The organism is Streptomyces sp. NBC_01233 (assembly GCF_035989305.1).
Taxonomy (GTDB): Bacteria; Actinomycetota; Actinomycetes; order Streptomycetales; family Streptomycetaceae; genus Streptomyces.
The window spans coordinates 1409025-1426013 of sequence record NZ_CP108514.1; the positions used below are offsets into that span (position 1 = coordinate 1409025).

The window sequence follows — 16989 nt, forward strand, 5'->3', positions numbered from 1 at the left end:
CGCGCCGGGGCGCGGTCGGCGGCCGAGGTGCCCCGCGTGCGGCCCCTCGTACCGTCCCGTCACGCCGGCCGGGTCCGGGCCAGCAGCACCGCCACGTCGTCCTGCTGGGCGCACGGCAGCAGCGACCGCAGGATCCCGTCGCACAGTTCCTCCAGCGGCTGGTCCACCCGGCGCAGGGCCCGTGCCAGCTGGTCCATGCCCTGGTCGAGGTCCCGGTCCCGGGCCTCGATGAGGCCGTCGGTGTAGAGCACGAGCAGGCTCCCCGCGGGCAGCCGCACCTCCTCGGTGCGGAAGTCCTGCCCGCCGGTGCCCAGCGGGGTGCCGGGCGGTCCGTGGAGGAAGGACACGGTCCCGTCGGTGGCCACCACGGCCGGCGGCGGATGCCCGGCGCGGGCGACGACACAGCCGCCGGACGCCGGGTCGTACGCGGCGTAGACGCAGGTCGCCATCTCGTCCTCGCCCAGGTCGGCCACCACGGCGTCGAGCGAGCCGAGCATCCGCGCCGGGGACACGTCGTGGCGCGCGAGGGTCCGTACCGCCGTGCGCAGCTGCCCCATGACGGCCGCCGCGTGGATCCCGTGGCCCATGACGTCCCCGATGACCAGCCCGGTCCGGCCGCCGGGCAGCGGGATGACGTCGAACCAGTCCCCGCCGACGTCGTGGTCGCTGGCGGGCAGGTAGCGCCCGGTGAGCGCGAGGCCGGGGACCTCGGGCAGTGCGCTGTTGGTGAGGCTGCGCTGGAGGGTCAGGGCCGCCTGCCGCTGGCGGGTGTACATCCGGGCGTTGTCGATGTTGAGGGCCGCGCGGGCGACCAGCTCGTCGACGAGTACGCAGTCCTGCTCGTCGAAGGGCTCGCGGTCGCGCGTGCGCGTCACGGTGACCGCGCCGAGCACCGTGCCGCGCGCGACGAGCGGGACCAGCCGCGCCGAGCCCAGGGTGGCGAGGTAGGCGCGCAGGGCCTCCGCGCGCGGGGACGTGATCAGTGCCGGGATGTCGGAGACGTAGAGGTTCATCGGCCGCCCTTCCGCGACGACCCGCTCGTAGTGGGTTCCCACGGGGATCTGGAAGGTCTGGCCGGGGGCGAGTTTCGCGGTGGGGGCGGTCGGGTCGGGGAAGCGGGCCGCCAGGCGGCGCAGGACACCGCGGGTGGAGGCGGCGGGCGCCGCGCCCTCGTCGGGGCCCAGCACCGCTTCGAGCAGTTGTACGTCGGCCGAGTCCGCGAGCTGCGGCACCAGCACGTCCACGATCTCCTGGGCGGTCTGGTGGAGGTCCAGGGTCGTGCCGATGCGGGTGCCCGCCTCCGCCAGCAGCGCGAACCGGTGCCGGGCCCGTTCGGCCTCGGCCTGCGCCTGCTGGCCCTCGGTGATGTCGATGAGGGACGCGATCACCCCGAGGGCCCGGCCGGAGCCGTCGAGCAGCGGGGCGTACGAGCAGGACCAGGTCCGGTCGCGCTCGGGGTCGGCGGGGGTCCGCCCGGTGCGGCGGACGTCGACGACGGCGGTGCCCCGGTCGAGGACCTGCCGCATCGTCGCCTCCAGGGCGACGGCGTTGACCCCGGGCACCACCTCGGTGAGCCGTCTGCCCAGGTGCTCGGCGGCGGAGACGCCGTTCATCCGGGCCAGCGCGTCGTTGACCCGGAGGAAGCGCAGGTCGGGGCCGAGGGTGGCGAGGCCGATGGGCGACTGGGTGAAGAGGCTCTGCAGGGCGGCGAGCGAGTCCCGCATGTGGAGGACCTCGGAGGTCTCCACGGCGATGAGCATGGCCCCCGTGCGGCCCTGCGGGTCGACGGCGGGCACGATCCACATCTCCATGCGGACGCGGTGGCCGTCGCGGTGGCGCACGGGCAGGGTGCCGACGACGGTCTCGCCGGCCTGGACGCGCCGGGTCAGCTGGTCGGCGAGCTCCTGGTTGGCCTCGGGGACGAGGACGGCGGTGCCGGGGCGGCCGATGATGTCCTCGGGCCGGTGCCCGAGCAGGTCCTGGGCGGCCAGCGACCACTCCACGATGCGACCGTCGGCGTCCTCGCGCCACAGGGCGATCGGCAGCAGCTCGCGGAGCACGCCCGCGTACCCGACAGCCGCCACCGGCTGCTCCGGCACCTCGCTCGTCGACTGGTAAGTGTCCAATGCACCGACCTCACCCCGGGGGGGCTGATTCCTACCGAATCACCCTATCCGAGGCATGGCCGCGGGGCTCTGCGTCCGGTGGCGGGAGCCCGGAGGGGCGCAGACCCGGCGGGTGCGGGGCGGGGCGAGCGGGAGGCCGCCGGTCCGCACCTCCGGCCGGCAGCCGCCGGTCCCCGCCTCCGGCTCATACGACGACCACCTCGACGCAGGCCACGGGGTTGCAGCCGTAGCCGCGGGCGTTCCACGGGGGGTGCGCCGGCTGGGTGTCGCCGTGGGCGTCGGTCGCGCGGGACAGCAGCCGGCAGGGTCCCGGGCGCTGCGGCGTCCACCGGTACGACCAGCCGCTCCAGCCGTACGGGCCCGCCGGCGGTTCCAGCACGGCCGGGTGCCAGTCCCGGCCGGCGTCGCCGTCGCCGTCCGGGTCGTCGTCCTCGTACGCGGCCCGCACCTCGACGCTCCGGACGGGGACCCCGCCGCCCGACCAGGCGCGGCCGCGGACCAGGGTCTCGTGGCCGCGGTGCACGGCCGTGTCCGGCTCGGGCTCGGTGATGACCGACTTGACCCGCACGGTCGTGACGGGGCCCTCGGGGGTGCCGCGCGAGGCGACGTAGAGGTACTCCTCGGTCTGGAAGGCGCCGGTGAACGCGTGCGTCACGGCCCGCGCCCCGACGAGCCACTTCACATCGGCGACGGCGTACCGGCCGGGGACCACCAGGCGGACCGGCGCCCCGTGCTCGGGTGCCAGCGGCTCGCCGTTCATGCGGGTGGCGAGGAGGGTGTCCGGGTGGAGGGCCGCGGCGAGCGGGAGGCTGCGCTCGAAGGGCGTCCGGCGGCCGTGCACGGTGCCGGAGTCGGCTCCGGTGAACACGATCTCCACGGCCGCCGGATCGATCCTTGCCCGGTCGGCGAGGGCGCGGAAGGGCACGCCCGCGAAGTGCGCGCAGCCCACCGCCTGCTGGCTCCACGGCAGTCCGGGCGGGGGAGGTCTCATCAGGCCGCGGCCGTTGCCCGCGCACTCCACGACGACATCGAGCTCCCGGTGTTCCATCGTGAGCAGTTCCGCGTGGCCGATGGTGAAGGGAGCGGCGGCCGCGCCGTCGAACCGGAGCCGCCACCGGGCGGGGTCGGTGCGCGGGATGCCGAAGTGGTCGCGCACGAAGAAGGCCCCCACGGGCGTGACCGGCTCGGCCAGCGCGGCCGAAGGCGTCTGCGCGTTGTACGGGTCTGACGTCACGGTCTCGGGCTCCCAGACCGTGGCGCCGGGCCCGCGCGCACCTCGTGAAACCGGCCATGCGGACATCGCGACACCTTCCGTCGGGCTCGTTCCGAGCGCGGCGCGGATTACTTTCAGCGTACTTCCGGCAGGGTCTTGACTACTGATGAATAGGGAGGAAACTCATCAATACACCGGATAACCGGATAGAGCCGCACCTCCCTCTGGAGACGTCCTCAGGCCCGCGTGACCCTTGTCCAGGCTCTGGCCAGGCCCCCGGCAGCATCTGTCGACCACGGGAGCCATCGGCGACGGCGGATGGCTCATGGAATCGACGGAACTGCCGGGGACTGTCGTGTCCGCGCTCGTCCCGCGCACGATCGCGCACGACCGCGCACGACCGCGCACATTCCACCGGCAATGCCGCTTCACGCCAACTCTCCCTTTTTTCGGGAGAGTTGCTTTTGATCTGACCTATGTTCTCTGGGGCACGTCCCGTCGCCCCAGGAGGTCAGATTGCAGTCCAGGCGCACCCTCGCCTTTCCACGCCTGTTACGCCGTTCCCACTTGCTCATAGCCTTCGGCCTCGGCTCACTGCTGATCGGCCTGACCCCGTGGCTCGGGGTCTCCAGCACGGCCGCCGGCCGGGCGCCGGCCCCCCGGCCCGCGCCCGTCCCGCAGGACCAGCAGACGGCGAAGCAGTCCCCGCACCACGGCATCGCGCCGGCGAACGCGATGGAACCCACGGCTCCCGTCCTCGACCGGACCGGGTGGACGGCCACCGCCAGCGACGAGGAGACCGCCGGCGAGAACGGCCGTGCGGCCAACGTGCTCGACGGCAACACCGACACCATCTGGCACAGCAAGTGGAGCGGCACCGCCACTCCCCTGCCGCACACCCTCACCATCGACATGCGGCAGACCTCGGTCGTCTCCGCACTCGTCTACCGCCCCCGCGCGAACGGGCCCAACGGGCGCATCGGTGAGTACAGCATCAGCCTCAGCACGGACGGACAGGGCTGGGGAACCCCCGTCGCCACGGGCACCCTCGCCGACGACGCCGGCACCAAGACGCTGGGCTTCGCCCCGCAGGGAGCCCGGTTCGTGCGCCTCACGGCGCTCACCGAGGCCGGCGGCCGCGGGCCCTGGAGCTCCGCCGCCGAGATCGACGTACTGGGCGACCCGGGCACGCCGGCGGCCACCGTCGACCTGTCCCGGGCCGGATGGACGGCCACCGCCAGCGACGAGGAGACCGCCGGCGAGAACGGCCGCGCGGCGAACGTGCTCGACGGCAACGCCAACACCATCTGGCACAGCAAGTGGAGCGGCACCGCCACTCCCCTGCCGCACACCCTCACCATCGACATGCACCGCACGTCGGTCGTCTCCGCACTCGTCTACCACCCGCGCGCGGACGGGCCCAACGGGCGGGCGGGCGCGTACAGCGTCCAGACCAGCACCGACGGCTTCACCTTCGCCGCGCCGGTGGCCTCGGGCACGTGGCGGGACGACGACACCGTCAAGACCGCCACCTTCACCCGGGCCGAGCACGCCCGCTACGTACGTCTGACCGTGACGAGCGAGGCCGGCGCCCGCGGCCCCTGGACCTCGGCCGCCGAGATACGCCTGAGCGGGCCGGCCAGCCCGGCCGTCCACGGCTCCTGGGGCCGGATCACCGGCTTCCCGCTGGTGCCCGTGGCCACCGCCGCCCTGCCCGGCGACAAGCTGCTGGCCTGGTCCGCGTACGCGGTCGACCGCTTCGGCGGCAGCAACGGCTACACCCAGACCGCGATCCTGGACCTGAAGACCGGCAAGGTCACCCAGCGCCGCATCGACAACACCGGCCACGACATGTTCTGTCCGGGCATCGCCATGCTGGCCGACGGCCGGGTGCTGGTCACCGGGGGCAGCAACGCGGAGAAGGCGAGCATCTACGACCCGGCCACCGACGACTGGTCCGCCACCACCAGCATGAACATCGCCCGCGGCTACCAGGCCATGACGCTGCTCTCCACCGGCGAGGCCTTCGTCCTGGGCGGTTCGTGGAGCGGGGCGGCGGGCGACAAGGCCGGTGAGGCCTGGTCGCCGGACACCCGTACCTGGCGCAAGCTCCCGGGCGTCTCCGCCGTCCCGGCGCTGACGGCCGACCCGGCCGGACCCTACCGGGCCGACAACCACATGTGGCTGTACGCCACTTCGGGCGGCAAGGTGCTGCAGCTGGGTCCGAGCAAGCAGATGAACTGGATCTCGACCGCCGGCCAGGGCAGCATCACCGCAGCCGGGACCCGGGCCGACAGCCAGGACGCCATGACCGGCAATGCCGTCTCCTACGACATCGGCAAGCTGCTCACCCTGGGCGGCTCCCCCGCCTACCAGGACAGCCCGGCCACCCGGCGCGCCTACACGGTGAGCGTCGCGGGCAGCCAGGCGCAGGCCGCCCGCACCGGGGACTTGGAACACGCCCGCGGCTTCAGCAACAGCGTCGTCCTGCCCGACGGCAAGGTGGCCGTCTTCGGCGGGCAGGCCTATCCGGTGCCGTTCAGCGACGCGACCTCGGTGCTGACGCCCGAGCTGTGGGACCCGGCGACCGGAGCCTTCACCCCGCTCGCCTCGATGGCCGTGCCGCGCAACTACCACAGCGTGGCCAACCTGCTGCCGGACGGGCGGATCTTCTCCGGGGGCGGGGGCCTGTGCGGCGACTGCGCCACCAACCACGCCGATGGGGCGGTCTTCACACCGCCGTACCTGCTGAACGCGGACGGCACGCCGAAGCCGCGTCCCGTCATCTCCGGCGGCGTGCCCTCCAGGACGGCCCCCGGCACCTCGCTCACGGTGAGCACCGAGGGCCCGGTGGCATCCTTCGTCCTGATGCGGGCCGCGGCCGCGACCCACTCCACCGACAACGACCAGCGCCGGGTCCCCGTGGTGTCCACGGCAACCGGAACCAACTCCTACACGGTGTCCGTTCCGGCCGACACCGGTGTGGTCCTGCCAGGCAACTACATGCTCTTCGCCCTCGACGCCCAGGGGGTCCCGAGCATCGCCAAGTTCCTCACCGTCTCCTGACCCGAGTGATCCCGAGTGATTCCGAGCGGTGTCCGGCCGTCGTTCCGGCCGGGCACCGCCTCCCCCGGGCTACGCCGTCTGCACGGCCCGGAGCGTGTCGGCCGTGCCGAGGACCCCGGCGATGCCCCGGGCGAGGCAGGGGATGCGGTGCGCCGAGATGCCCGCGATGTTGATCCGCCCGGAGGTCGTGCCGTAGACCGCGTACTGCCTGCGCAGCTGGAGCATCTGCGGCGCGGTCAGCGGCAGCATCGAGAACATCCCCTTCTGCCGGGCGAGGGAGCGCGCCTGCTCGGCACAGCCCAGGGTGCTCAGGTGGGCGGTCAGATCGGCCCGGTTGGCCATGATCCGGCTCCGCATGACGTCCAGTTCCGCGCGCCAGGCGGCCCGCAGCCCCTGGTCCTCCAGGATCGTGGTGACGACTGCCGCGCCGTGCTCGGGCGGCATCGAGTACAGCGTCCGGGCGGCGTTCTGCAGGGCCGTCTCGGCGTGCCGCACGGCCTGGGCCGAGGCGCCGAGCACGATGGCGCAGCCGACGCGGTCGCTGTAGAGACCGAAGTTCTTCGAGCAGCTGACGGCGATCAGCATCTCCGGCACGCGCGCCGCGAGCATCCGCGTGGCCAGCAGATCGGCCTCCAGGCCGTCGCCGAGCCCGTGGTAGGCGAGGTCCACGAAGGGCACCCAGCCGCCGCGGACGGCCGACTCGGCCAGCGCCTCCCAGTCGTCGAGCAGCGGGTCCACGCCCGTGGGGTTGTGGCAGCACCCCTGGAGCAGCACCACGTCGTCCCGCCGGGCCTCCCGCAGCTCCCGCAGGACGCCGGCCGTGTCGAAGCCGCCCTCGGCGTCGCGCCAGCCGTACGTACGGACCTTCAGCCCGGCGGCCTCCAGGATGGGCCGGTGGTTGACGTAGGCGGGATCGCTGATCCACACCGTGGTGCCCGGGCGGGTCCGGCAGACCAGATCGGCCAGCAGCCGCAGCGCGCCGGAGCCGGCGACGGTCTGGACGGCGGCGGCCCGGCCGGCCGGCCCGTCCGGACCCAGCACCAGGTCCAGCAGGGAGCGGTTGAAGGCGGCGTTCCCGGAGAGCCCGCGGTACTCCTTGGACTCGGAGCGCTCCGCCAGGCGCATCTCGGCCTCGCGCACGGCGGCCATGACGGGCGTGGTTCCCGTCTGGTCCCGGTAGACCCCGAGGACGAGGTTCAGCCGTTCGGGCCGCTCGTCGCTGCCGAACTCGTAGGTCAGGTCCCACAGCGGATCGGTGGGGGGCGGGGGGAGGAGCTCAAGCATCTGCGGGAACCTCGGGTCGGGGGCGGCGGTTGGCGAGGACGACGCCGGCGGTGATGAGGGGGACGCCGACGAGCACGGCGAGGGTCGGCGTCTCGCCGAGCAGGGGGATGGCGAGCAGGACGACGGCGACGGGGCTGAGGCTGCCGACGACGGAGCTGCGTTCGGCGCCGAGCCTGCGGATGGCGAACGCGTAGAGCAGGCCGGCGCACAGCCCGACGCCGAGCCCCTGCACCACGAGGAACAGCACGATGTCGCTGCCCGCCGCGTGGGCGATGCCCGTCGGGAGCACCCCGGTCAGGACCAGGACGGCGATCACGGCGAAGGAGGGCAGGCACAGCAGGCCGATCGATCCGACGGGATCGAGGTCCACCTCGCGCAGGCCCACCGTGTAGAGGGCCCACAGTCCGCTGGCGACCAGGAGGATGCCGGAGCCGGCGAGCACGTCGGTGTCCACCGGGACGACGTAGCGCCAGACGAGGGCGGCGACGCCGGCCGCGATCAGCGCGAGTCCGGCCGTCTGCGTCCCGCGGGGCACCCCGTGCCCTCGGCGGATCATGATCGCGGAGACGAAGAGCGGGACCATCCCGGGGACGATGGAGCCGACGAAGGCGGCGGAGGTCAGGGCGCCGCCGTGCATCGCCGCGAGGAAGAAGGGCACCCCCGCACCGCAGATGATCTTGGCTGCGGCGCCGGGCCGTACCGCGGCGATGCGGCGACGGCGCCGCCACAGTGCGGGGAAGAGCACGACGAGGGGAACGCCGAAGCGCAGCAGGGCCGCGTCGGCCGGCAGCAGGGAGGAGGCGCTCAGGGCGCGGGCGCTGAGCGCGAAGGCCGCCCAGATCGCCACCGTCACCAGCAGCGCGAGCAGGCCCTCGGCCTGCGGGGAGAGCCGCGGGGAGAGCCCGCGCCGGCCGGGGTGTCCGGCCCGCGGGCCCGCCGCATCGGGAGGCACGGTCGCCCGGGTGGTGTGCGTCGCGACCAAGGAAATTGCTCCAGCCTCTGGTACTCGGACCGGTCCGGTCCGTTGCAGGCAACGCTAGGGCTTCGGGCGGGGCAGCCGATTGCCAGTTCTGCCTCTCGGACATACGTTTGGGGCAGAATCTGCCAAGGAGTGGCCGTGGACGCAGTCGATCTGCAGATCATCCGGGAATTGCAGGCCGACGGGCGCCTGTCCAACCAGGACCTGGCCGACCGCGTCCGGCTCTCGCCGTCACCCTGCCTGCGCCGGGTCCGGCGGCTGGAGGAGGCGGGCCTGATCCGCGGCTACACGGCCATGGTCGACCAGGTGGCCTTCGGACTCCCGGTCACCGTCTTCGTGCGGATCCGGCTGGAACGCCACACGGCGGAGGCGGTGCGGCTCTTCGAGGAGCACGTCGCCGTCATCGAGCACATCCAGGACTGCTACCTGATGGCGGGCAGCAGCGACTACCTGCTCCGCGTCGTCATCGAGGACCTGGAGGCCTACGAAGCCCTGGTGCGCCACCGCATCCACGCCATTCCCGGAATCGCCTCGATCGAGTCGAGCTTCGCGTACGGCAGCGTCAAACAGACCAGGACCTACCCCCGGCCCGCTCCGGGCGCGTCGAGGCGATCGCCGTGACGGCAAACGACAAAGGCAAGGCAAGGAGAACTCTCTCCTTGCCTCTCTCCACGTATAGCGCGCCGGGGGCTTGCCGCAAGGCCCGGGTCACGGCGCAGAATCTTCGGCCGGGGCCACAATCTGCGGAGGCATCGCGATGATCGTGCCGTACGTGCGGGACCTTCGAGAGGTCGACGAGACGCAGGCCGCGGTCGTCGGCGGCAAGGGCGCGCACCTGGGCGGGCTGTCGCGGATCGAAGGCGTCCGCGTGCCGGACGGCTTCTGCGTGACGACGGACGCCTTCCGGCGGATCATGGCGGAAGTGCCGTCGATCGACGATCGGCTCGATCAGCTGTCGCGCGTGAACCCGGACGACCGGGAGGCGATCCGCACGCTCAGCGCACAGATCCGTCGGAGCATCGAAGGGATCGCCGGGCGACATCCTGGTCACGGCCTTCACCGACCCCAGCTGGTCACCGCTGTTCGTCGGAATCGCGGGCCTGGTGACGGAGGTGGGCGGGCTGATGACCCATGGCGCGGCCGGGAGTACGGCCTGCCGGCCGTCGTGGGCGTGGAGCAGGCCACCCGGCTGATCCGGGACGGGCAGCGGATCCGCGTGCACGGAACCGACGGGTACGTCGAGATCCTGCCTTGACCGACCGCACCGCCCCGTAAGGGATCCGGTGGTACGGCCTACCCGGCGCTCGCCAGCGCCGCCTCGAAGACGGCGAAGGCGGCCGCGTCGAAGAGGACGAACCGGACCTCCTGCACCTCGGTCCGGGCCGACCGCACCGTCTCCACCGCGATCCGGGCCCCGTCGTCCATGGGCCAGCCGTAGATGCCGGTGGAGATGGCCGGGAAGGCGACCGTACGGGCCCCCAGTTCGTCGGCGATCCTCAGCGATTCGCGGTAGCAGGAGGCCAGCAGCTCCGACCGGTCCTCCTCGCGCGACCAGACCGGGCCCACCGTGTGGATGACGTGCCCGGCGGCGAGTCTGCCGGCCGTGGTGGCGACGGCCCGGCCCGTCGGCAGTCCCTTGCCGTAGTGCGAGCGCCGCAGGTCCTCGCAGGCCGCGAGGATCTCCGGCCCGCCCCGGCGGTGGATGGCGCCGTCCACCCCACCGCCGCCGAGGAGCGAGGAGTTGGCCGCGTTGACGATCGCGTCGGCCTTCTCGGCGGTGATGTCGCCGAGGACCAGGGTGATGCGGACCATCGGGAGTCCTTTCGCGAGCGGCACCCCCGACCGGCCGTCACGGCGGCCGGGGGCCCGCACCCATCTATCCGTGCCTTGTGCGGCGCCTGAACGCCGCGGTGAAGAGGCAGCCCAGGGCGGCCATTGCGAATCCCGCGGTGAGCATCCATTCCCCTCGTGCCGCGAATATCGCGGTGAGCACCGCCATGATCACCGCGGCGCACAGGTCGACGAAGAAAAGCACCTTTCCCCTGCCGCCCGTGTTGTCGCCCAGAGCCACTGCTTCCTCCTGTGCCATGAAAACGGAATACGGGTGCGGGGCCGGCGTCAGACGTCCTTGCGCAGGTGGCGCCAGACCGCCTTGGCGGCGTTGTGGCCGGACATGCCGTGCACCCCGGGGCCCGGCGGGGTCGCCGACGAGCAGAGGAAGACCGCCGGGTGGGCCGTCGTGTACGGGGAGAGGGAGATCTTCGGGCGCAGCAGCAGCTGGAGCCCCGAGGCGGCTCCGCAGGCGATGTCCCCGCCGACGTAGTTGGGGTTGCGGGCGGCGAGCTGGGGCGGGCCTGCCGTGGCACGGGCCAGGACCAGGTCGCGGAAGCCGGGGGCGAAGCGCTCCAGCTGGCGTTCGACGGCTTCGGTGAGATCGCCGTCCCAGCCCGCCGGAACGTGCCCGTACGCCCAGAACACGTGCTTGCCCTCGGGTGCCCGGCCGGGGTCGACCAGGCTGGGCTGCGCGGTGATGAGGAAGGGGTTGCGGGGAGCCCGGCCGCCCGAGGCCAGCTGCAGGGCGGCGTCGATGTCGCGGGCGCGCGGGCCGATCTGGACGGTGCCGGCGCGGCGCGGCTCCTCGGCGGTCCACGGGACCGGGCCGTCCAGCGCGTAGTCGATCTTGAAAACGGAGGCGCCGTACCGGTAGCCGTCGTAGGCGCGCCCCAGCCGGGCGATCCGGGCCAGCGCGGTCGGCGAGGTGTCGAAGACGTACGCCCGGGCCGGCGGGAGGTCGTCGAGCCGCTTGACCTCGAAGCCGGTGTGGATCGTCCCGCCGAGGTCGCGCAGGTAGGCGGCGAGCGCGTCGGAGACGGACTGCGAGCCGCCGCGCGGCATCGGCCAGCCGTTCGCGTGCGCGGCCAGCGCGAAGACCAGTCCGACGGCGCCGGTGCCGATCCCGCCGAGCGGAGCGATGACGTGGGCCACGAGCCCGGCGAACAGGGCCCGGGCCCGCTCGTCGCGGAAGCGGCTCAGGAGCCAGGTGGAGGGCGGCAGCCCGGCGAGCCCGAAGCGGGCGAGGGTGACGGGGTCCCTGGGCAGCGCGGTGTTCGGCAGGGACATGAAGTCCCGGGCCAGGGTGTCCCACTTGCCGAGGAACGGCCCGACGAGACGCCGGTAGGCACCCGCGTCCCGCGGCCCGAAGGACGCCGCCGTCTCCGCGACCGAGCGGGAGAGGACGGCGGCCGTGCCGTCGTCGAAGGGGTGCGCCATCGGCAGCGGGGCGTGCAGCCATTCCAGCCCGTACCGCTTCAGCGGCATCGTGGCGAAGACCGGGGAGCCGGCACCGAGCGGGTGCACCGCCGAGCACGGGTCGTGCCGGAAGCCGGGAAGGGTGAGCTCCTCGGTCCGGGCGCCCCCGCCCACCGTGTCGGCGGCTTCGAAGACGGCCACCGAGAAGCCGCGCCGGGCCAGTTCGACGGCGGCGGTCAGCCCGTTGGGCCCCGCCCCCACCACGACCACATCGAGAATCGACGGCACTTGCGACTCCTTCGTTTCCGGCGGCGCCTGCGCCTCCAGGATATTGCGCCCCGCACCCCGGGCCGGACACCCCTAGGCGCCCCGGAGCAGCTCCCGGATGCGTACAGCCGTGGCCTCGTCCCGCCCGACGGCGAACGGCAGCGCGTTGTCCCGGTCCACCCGGAAGGGGACACCCTCGACCGTGCTCTGCGCCCCGCCGGCCTCGGCGACCAGCAGCAGCCCGGCCGCGTGGTCCCAGGCCGAGGGCCAGGTGAAGGCCAGGGCGTCCATGTCGCCGCGGGCCACCTTCAGGTACTCCAGGCCGGCCGAACCGCACGGCCTGGCCGCCACCCCGGGCACGTCCAGCCGGGCCAGCGTCCGCTTGTTCTCGTCGGAGGTGTAGAGCGGGTGGGCGATGGCGACCCGCAGCGCGGCGCCGGCCTCCGGCGAACCGCTGTGGATCCGCTCGCCGTTGACGTACGCCCCCTGCCCGCGCACCGCGGTCGCCAGCTCCTCCAGCGCCGGGGCGAAGGTCCAGGAGGCGAGGATCTCCCCGCGCAGGGCCAGCGCCACCAGGGTGCAGAACGCCGGGTCGCCGTTCACGAACTGGCGGGTGCCGTCCACCGGGTCGACGATCCACACCGGGGCGTCCGCGCGCAGCGCCTCGTACACCGTGGGATCGGCGTGCACGGCCTCCTCGCCGACCACGGCCGAGCCGGGCAGCAGGCGCGTCAGGGAGGCCGTGAGGTACTCCTCGGCCTTGCGGTCGGCGACGGTCACCAGGTCGTGGGGGCCGTTCTTCTCGTCGACCTCGTGCTCGGCGAGCTGCCTGAATCTCGGCATGATCTCGATCGCCGCCGCCTTGCGGACGGCCTCTTCCACATCCGACAGGCCATGGGTAAGGAACTCATCGATCATGTGCCCATCACATCACGCCCGCACGGCAAACCCCACCGACAATCCCCGTCGGACCGCTGGATTCCGGATGTACTGCGGGTGAACCGGGTCGCCGGAAGGACGCGTACCGCCTGCCGACCGCCGGATTTCCACGGCAGACCGGCGCCGCCCCTGCAGGGGCGGCGCTCCCAAGACCCCCCGGGAACGTCAGCCGACGGGAGAGGGGCTCCGGGGGTCGGCCGGGCGGGGGACGAAGACCGGGGAGTCCGACTGGTAGAAGAGGTCGATGTCGGCCTCCTCCCCGCCGACGATCAGGGTGTCCCAGGCGCCGCTCTCCCACAGGGTGCGCAGGGTGGCCGGGGCGATCGAGGCGAGGTGCGAGCGGAGTTCCCCGTCGCCGGGCAGGCCGGGCATCCGGGGCGCCAGCCGTTCGCGGATCCCGGCCATCCGTTCCAGCAGCGCGTCCAGGTCGCTCCCGTCCGCGGCGCCGGCAAGACCGGCAACGGCGGCCGCGCCCGCACCGGCCTCCGTGCTGCTCCCGATGATGTCCTTGATGGCGCGGGTGACGCCCTGTTCGTCGGTGGTCACCATGGCGTTCCAGGCCCGGCTCTTGTGCCGGTACTGGAGCATCGACATCGCCGCCTCGTGCCGGATGAAGTCGGCGTCCCGCAGCGGCTTGCCCTGCCAGGCGCGGCTGAGCGAGCGGGCCAGCGAAGTGGCCGAGGCGAGGCCGCTGTTGAGGCCGCGGCCCGGCCAGAAGTGGATGGCGTTGGCCGCGTCGCCCAGCAGGAAGCCGTAGGTGCCGGGGGTGGTCGTGGTCGGGCGGTGCAGCTGTGCGGTGAACCGCGGGCGCTGCACCATGTCCAGCCGGAACGAGGTGATCGCGGACAGGTCCTCCTCGGCCACCCCGAACAGGCTGAGGCCCTGCCGGATCTCCTTCCACAGCGGAGAACCGCGCAGCAGGGCGGGCAGGAAGAGGGTGCCGTGGGTGGGGCAGCGGAACTCGTTGTCCTCCTCCTGCCGGCTCATCAGGCAGGGGCGGGCGGCGATGCACTCCTCGAAGACGTGGCGGACCGGGTCGATGCCGATGACGTTCTTGACCTCCTCCCGGGTGAGCCGCATGTTCAGGAAGCCCTCGCCGCGCAGCGAGTTGAGCAGGAAACGGTTCTGCGACACGGTGAGCAGCACGCTCATCGGGTCCGGCAGCTTCGACTTGACGCGCAGCCCCAGCACGACGTCCTGGAGGTGCTCGCCGTCGAGGGAGTAGATCGAGGCGTCGGCCGCGCCGAAGCGGTCGGCGTAGTGCTCCCGTGTGCGGGAGCGGCCGCCCTCGGCGACCACCAGCACGTGTTCCTGGGTGATCCGGTTCTGCTCCTCCGCCACGTCGAAACGCTTGGGGACCAGCCGGATCGAGGGCTTCCGGTTGGCCAGGTCCAGCAGCCGGTCCTCGATGTGGGCGATCCGGATGTTGCGGGGCGGGCGGCCGTCGACCGAGTCCGGGCCGACGGGCCACATCTCGGAGTAGGCGCCTTCGTCGTCGAAGAGGGCGGCGAGCACCTCCTCGGACAGGGCGAGGTACTGCCGGCTCTGGACGGTCACCACCTGCTGGCGGCGGAAGTTCCCCTGGGTCTCGTCCTTCCAGACGACCGAGGAGCCGTTCCTGGTCCAGCGCCCGTCGTAGAGGGTGATGGCGGTCCGCCCGGGCAGCATCTCGTCGAGCGCCAGGGCGAAGGCGAGGCCCACCGGGCCGCCGCCGGTGATGGTGACCCGCAGCGTGCCGGGGTCCGCTGCGCTCGGCCGGGGCAGGTCCAGGAGGGAGAGGTCCATGACCGTCTCCATGGCGTCCTGGGCCTCGTAGAGAAACGTTTCATCGCCGATCCGGATGCAGTCGTTCGGACGCAGCACATGCCGCGTGACGCGCTGGTCGTTGACGAACGTGCCGTTGCGGCTGTCCCGGTCGTAGAGGACGAAACCGGCGTCCTCGGCGAGGATCTCGGCGTGCAGCCTGGAGGCACTGGCACTGACGATCACGACGCTGTTGTCGCTCTTGCGCCCGAAGCTGAGGGGCTCGCCGCCCAGCACCACGCTCTGCCCGGTAAAGGGACCCGTGCGTCCAACGATGACCGAAGCCACTCCACACTCCTTGAAAAAGACGCCTGCTGACTCCTCGTACGACAGCAACACGCCTTCGCGAAGGTGTTCGGTTCAACCATTTCCGAAAATTTCCAGCCACCCCGTTGAACCGGGAGTCCGGTTCCGTACGTGATGTTGGCGTCGGCAGGCGATCAGAGGGAGAACCGCCCCCATGCACAACGAGGAATCCGAGACCGTGACGGACAGCACGCTCGCGAACACCACCGCGGCCACGGCCACCGGCGCAGACACGGCCGTGACCGCCGCCGCCCCGGGCACCCCGGGCGGGGAGCGGCTGATCGCCGGCCGCTACCGGCTGCTGTCCCGGCTCGGCGAGGGCGGTATGGGCACCGTGTGGCGGGCCCGCGACGAGACCCTGCACCGCGAGGTCGCCGTCAAGGAGGTCAGGGCCCCGGCGCATCTGCGGGCCGGCGACATCGCGCGGATGTACAGCAGGCTGGAGCGGGAAGCGTGGGCGGCGGCACGGATACCCGACCGCAATGTGGTGACGGTCCACGACGTGGTCATGGAGGACGACCGGCCCTGGATCGTCATGGAACTGATCCGCGGGCGGTCACTGGCCGATCTGCTGCGCGCCGAGGGGCCGCTCACCCCGCGCCACGCCGCGCACATCGGCGCGGAGGTGCTGAGCGCGCTGCGCGCCGCGCACGCCGCCGGGGTGGAGCACCGCGACGTGAAGCCGGCGAACGTGCTGCTCGCCGACGACGGGCGGGTGGTGCTCAGCGACTTCGGCATCGCGATGGTCGAGGGCAGCACCGCGCTGACCCTGACCGGCGAGGTGGTCGGCTCCCCCGAGTACCTGCCGCCGGAGCGGGCGCTGGGCCGGCCCTCGGGCCCCGAGTCGGACCTGTGGTCCCTCGGCGTGATGCTGTACGCAGTCGTGGAGGGGATCTCCCCGTTCCGGCAGGACACCGCGCTGAGCACCCTGCGGGCCGTCGTGGACGAGGAACCGCCGGTGCCGACGCGGGCCGGCCCGCTCGCCCCGGTCATCGCCGGGCTGCTCCGCAAGGAGCCGGCCGAGCGGACCCCCGCGGCCGAAGCCGCCGGGGCCCTGCGGGACATCGCCCACGAACCGGACGCCACCACGACCGCGGCCCGCGTCCTGTCGGCTCCCGCGGAACCCGCCACGCCCGCGGCACCCGTCCCCGCGCCGGCACCGGTCCCGACGCCAGAGCCGGCCACCACCACCGCGGAGCCCGCGGCGGCGGCACCCTCCCCGTTCGCGCACGCGACGTCCGCGCACGCGACGCCAGAAGCCCCGCCCCGCAAGCGCCGTACGGTGGCCTTCGTCGCGGCCGGCGCGGCCGCATGCGCACTGATCGCCGCCGGGCTGGTCCACGCCCTCGACGGCAACGGCGAGGACGCCACCCCCGGTTCGGGCGTACGGATGTCGGTGGCGGGCGCGAACACCACCTACACCGGCAGCTGTCCGACCCCCGAGAGCCGGGCCCCGGCGTTCACCGCGACCTTCACCGCCTCCGAGCCGACCCTGATCTCCTACCGCTGGGTGTCCGGCGACGGCTCGGTGGTGGATCCGCACTGGCGCACCATGTCCATCGGGGACAAGGCCAACCCCACCGGGCACGACACCGTGCGGCTGACGACCTACGCCAAGGCCGGCACCCTGACCACGGGGATGGCCGTGGAGCTCCAGAGCCCCACCCGCACCACTTCGAACCCGGTCCCCTTCTCCATCACCTGCACCGGCTGATCCCGGCCGGTCAGCGGCTGAACGCCGGCATGACGTGCTGCTC

The 16989-nt window shown here is 73.0% G+C and carries 12 protein-coding genes and 2 pseudogenes; 5 read left to right on the forward strand and 9 right to left on the reverse strand.

Translation table 11 applies throughout. The features are described from left to right. Window positions 1-59 precede the first annotated feature (59 nt). Window positions 60-2126: a SpoIIE family protein phosphatase gene (locus OG332_RS06900; protein ID WP_327412613.1), complete on the reverse strand. Its 2067-nt coding sequence runs from the start codon at window positions 2124-2126 to the stop codon at window positions 60-62. 184 nt (window positions 2127-2310) lie between these two features. Next, window positions 2311-3426: a molybdopterin-dependent oxidoreductase gene (locus OG332_RS06905; RefSeq protein WP_327412614.1), complete on the reverse strand. Its 1116-nt coding sequence runs from the start codon at window positions 3424-3426 to the stop codon at window positions 2311-2313. 480 nt (window positions 3427-3906) lie between these two features. On the opposite strand from OG332_RS06905, the gene OG332_RS06910 reads away from it, so the two are divergent. Continuing rightward, window positions 3907-6405, forward strand: a complete 2499-nt coding sequence (locus OG332_RS06910) for a discoidin domain-containing protein (RefSeq protein ID WP_327412615.1) — start codon at window positions 3907-3909, stop codon at window positions 6403-6405. Between the two features lie 69 nt (window positions 6406-6474). Here the strand turns inward: OG332_RS06910 and OG332_RS06915 are convergent, their stop codons facing one another. After that, window positions 6475-7689, reverse strand: a complete 1215-nt coding sequence (locus tag OG332_RS06915; protein WP_327412616.1) for an amino acid aminotransferase — start codon at window positions 7687-7689, stop codon at window positions 6475-6477. Then, entirely contained in the window at window positions 7682-8671 is a 990-nt protein-coding gene (locus OG332_RS06920) for a DMT family transporter (protein ID WP_327412617.1), read from the reverse strand. The genes OG332_RS06915 and OG332_RS06920 overlap by 8 nt, the downstream gene beginning before the upstream one ends. 135 nt (window positions 8672-8806) lie before the next feature. Between OG332_RS06920 and OG332_RS06925 the strand changes: the two genes are divergently transcribed. From OG332_RS06925 to OG332_RS06935, 3 genes and pseudogenes are all read left to right on the forward strand, one after another. Next, a complete protein-coding gene (locus OG332_RS06925) occupies window positions 8807-9289 on the forward strand; it encodes an Lrp/AsnC family transcriptional regulator (protein WP_327412618.1) in 483 nt (160 codons plus the stop codon). A 136-nt stretch (window positions 9290-9425) separates the two neighbouring features. Continuing rightward, a pseudogene (locus OG332_RS06930) lies at window positions 9426-9701 on the forward strand (PEP/pyruvate-binding domain-containing protein); the annotation flags it as partial. 1 nt (window position 9702) lies between these two features. Beyond that, window positions 9703-9923, forward strand: a pseudogene (locus tag OG332_RS06935) (PEP-utilizing enzyme); the annotation flags it as partial. 38 nt (window positions 9924-9961) lie between these two features. On the opposite strand, the gene OG332_RS06940 reads toward OG332_RS06935, so the two are convergent. The 5 genes from OG332_RS06940 to OG332_RS06960 form a co-directional block, all read right to left on the reverse strand. Beyond that, window positions 9962-10480, reverse strand: a complete 519-nt coding sequence (locus OG332_RS06940; RefSeq protein WP_327412619.1) for an O-acetyl-ADP-ribose deacetylase — start codon at window positions 10478-10480, stop codon at window positions 9962-9964. Between the two features lie 64 nt (window positions 10481-10544). Further along, on the reverse strand, window positions 10545-10739 hold the full coding sequence (locus OG332_RS06945; protein ID WP_327412620.1) for a hypothetical protein: 195 nt from the start codon (window positions 10737-10739) through the stop codon (window positions 10545-10547). Window positions 10740-10786: 47 nt separating this feature from the next. Then, window positions 10787-12205 (reverse strand): phytoene desaturase family protein, encoded by a 1419-nt coding sequence (locus OG332_RS06950; protein WP_327412621.1) that lies wholly within the window; start codon window positions 12203-12205, stop codon window positions 10787-10789. 72 nt (window positions 12206-12277) lie between these two features. After that, a complete protein-coding gene (locus OG332_RS06955) occupies window positions 12278-13102 on the reverse strand; it encodes an inositol monophosphatase family protein (protein WP_327412622.1) in 825 nt (274 codons plus the stop codon). Window positions 13103-13288: 186 nt separating this feature from the next. Next, window positions 13289-15214, reverse strand: coding sequence for an FHA domain-containing protein (locus OG332_RS06960; RefSeq protein ID WP_327412623.1), 1926 nt, complete (start codon window positions 15212-15214; stop codon window positions 13289-13291). A 172-nt stretch (window positions 15215-15386) separates the two neighbouring features. On the opposite strand from OG332_RS06960, the gene OG332_RS06965 reads away from it, so the two are divergent. Further along, on the forward strand, window positions 15387-16946 hold the full coding sequence (locus tag OG332_RS06965) for a serine/threonine-protein kinase (protein ID WP_327412624.1): 1560 nt from the start codon (window positions 15387-15389) through the stop codon (window positions 16944-16946). Window positions 16947-16989 lie beyond the last annotated feature (43 nt).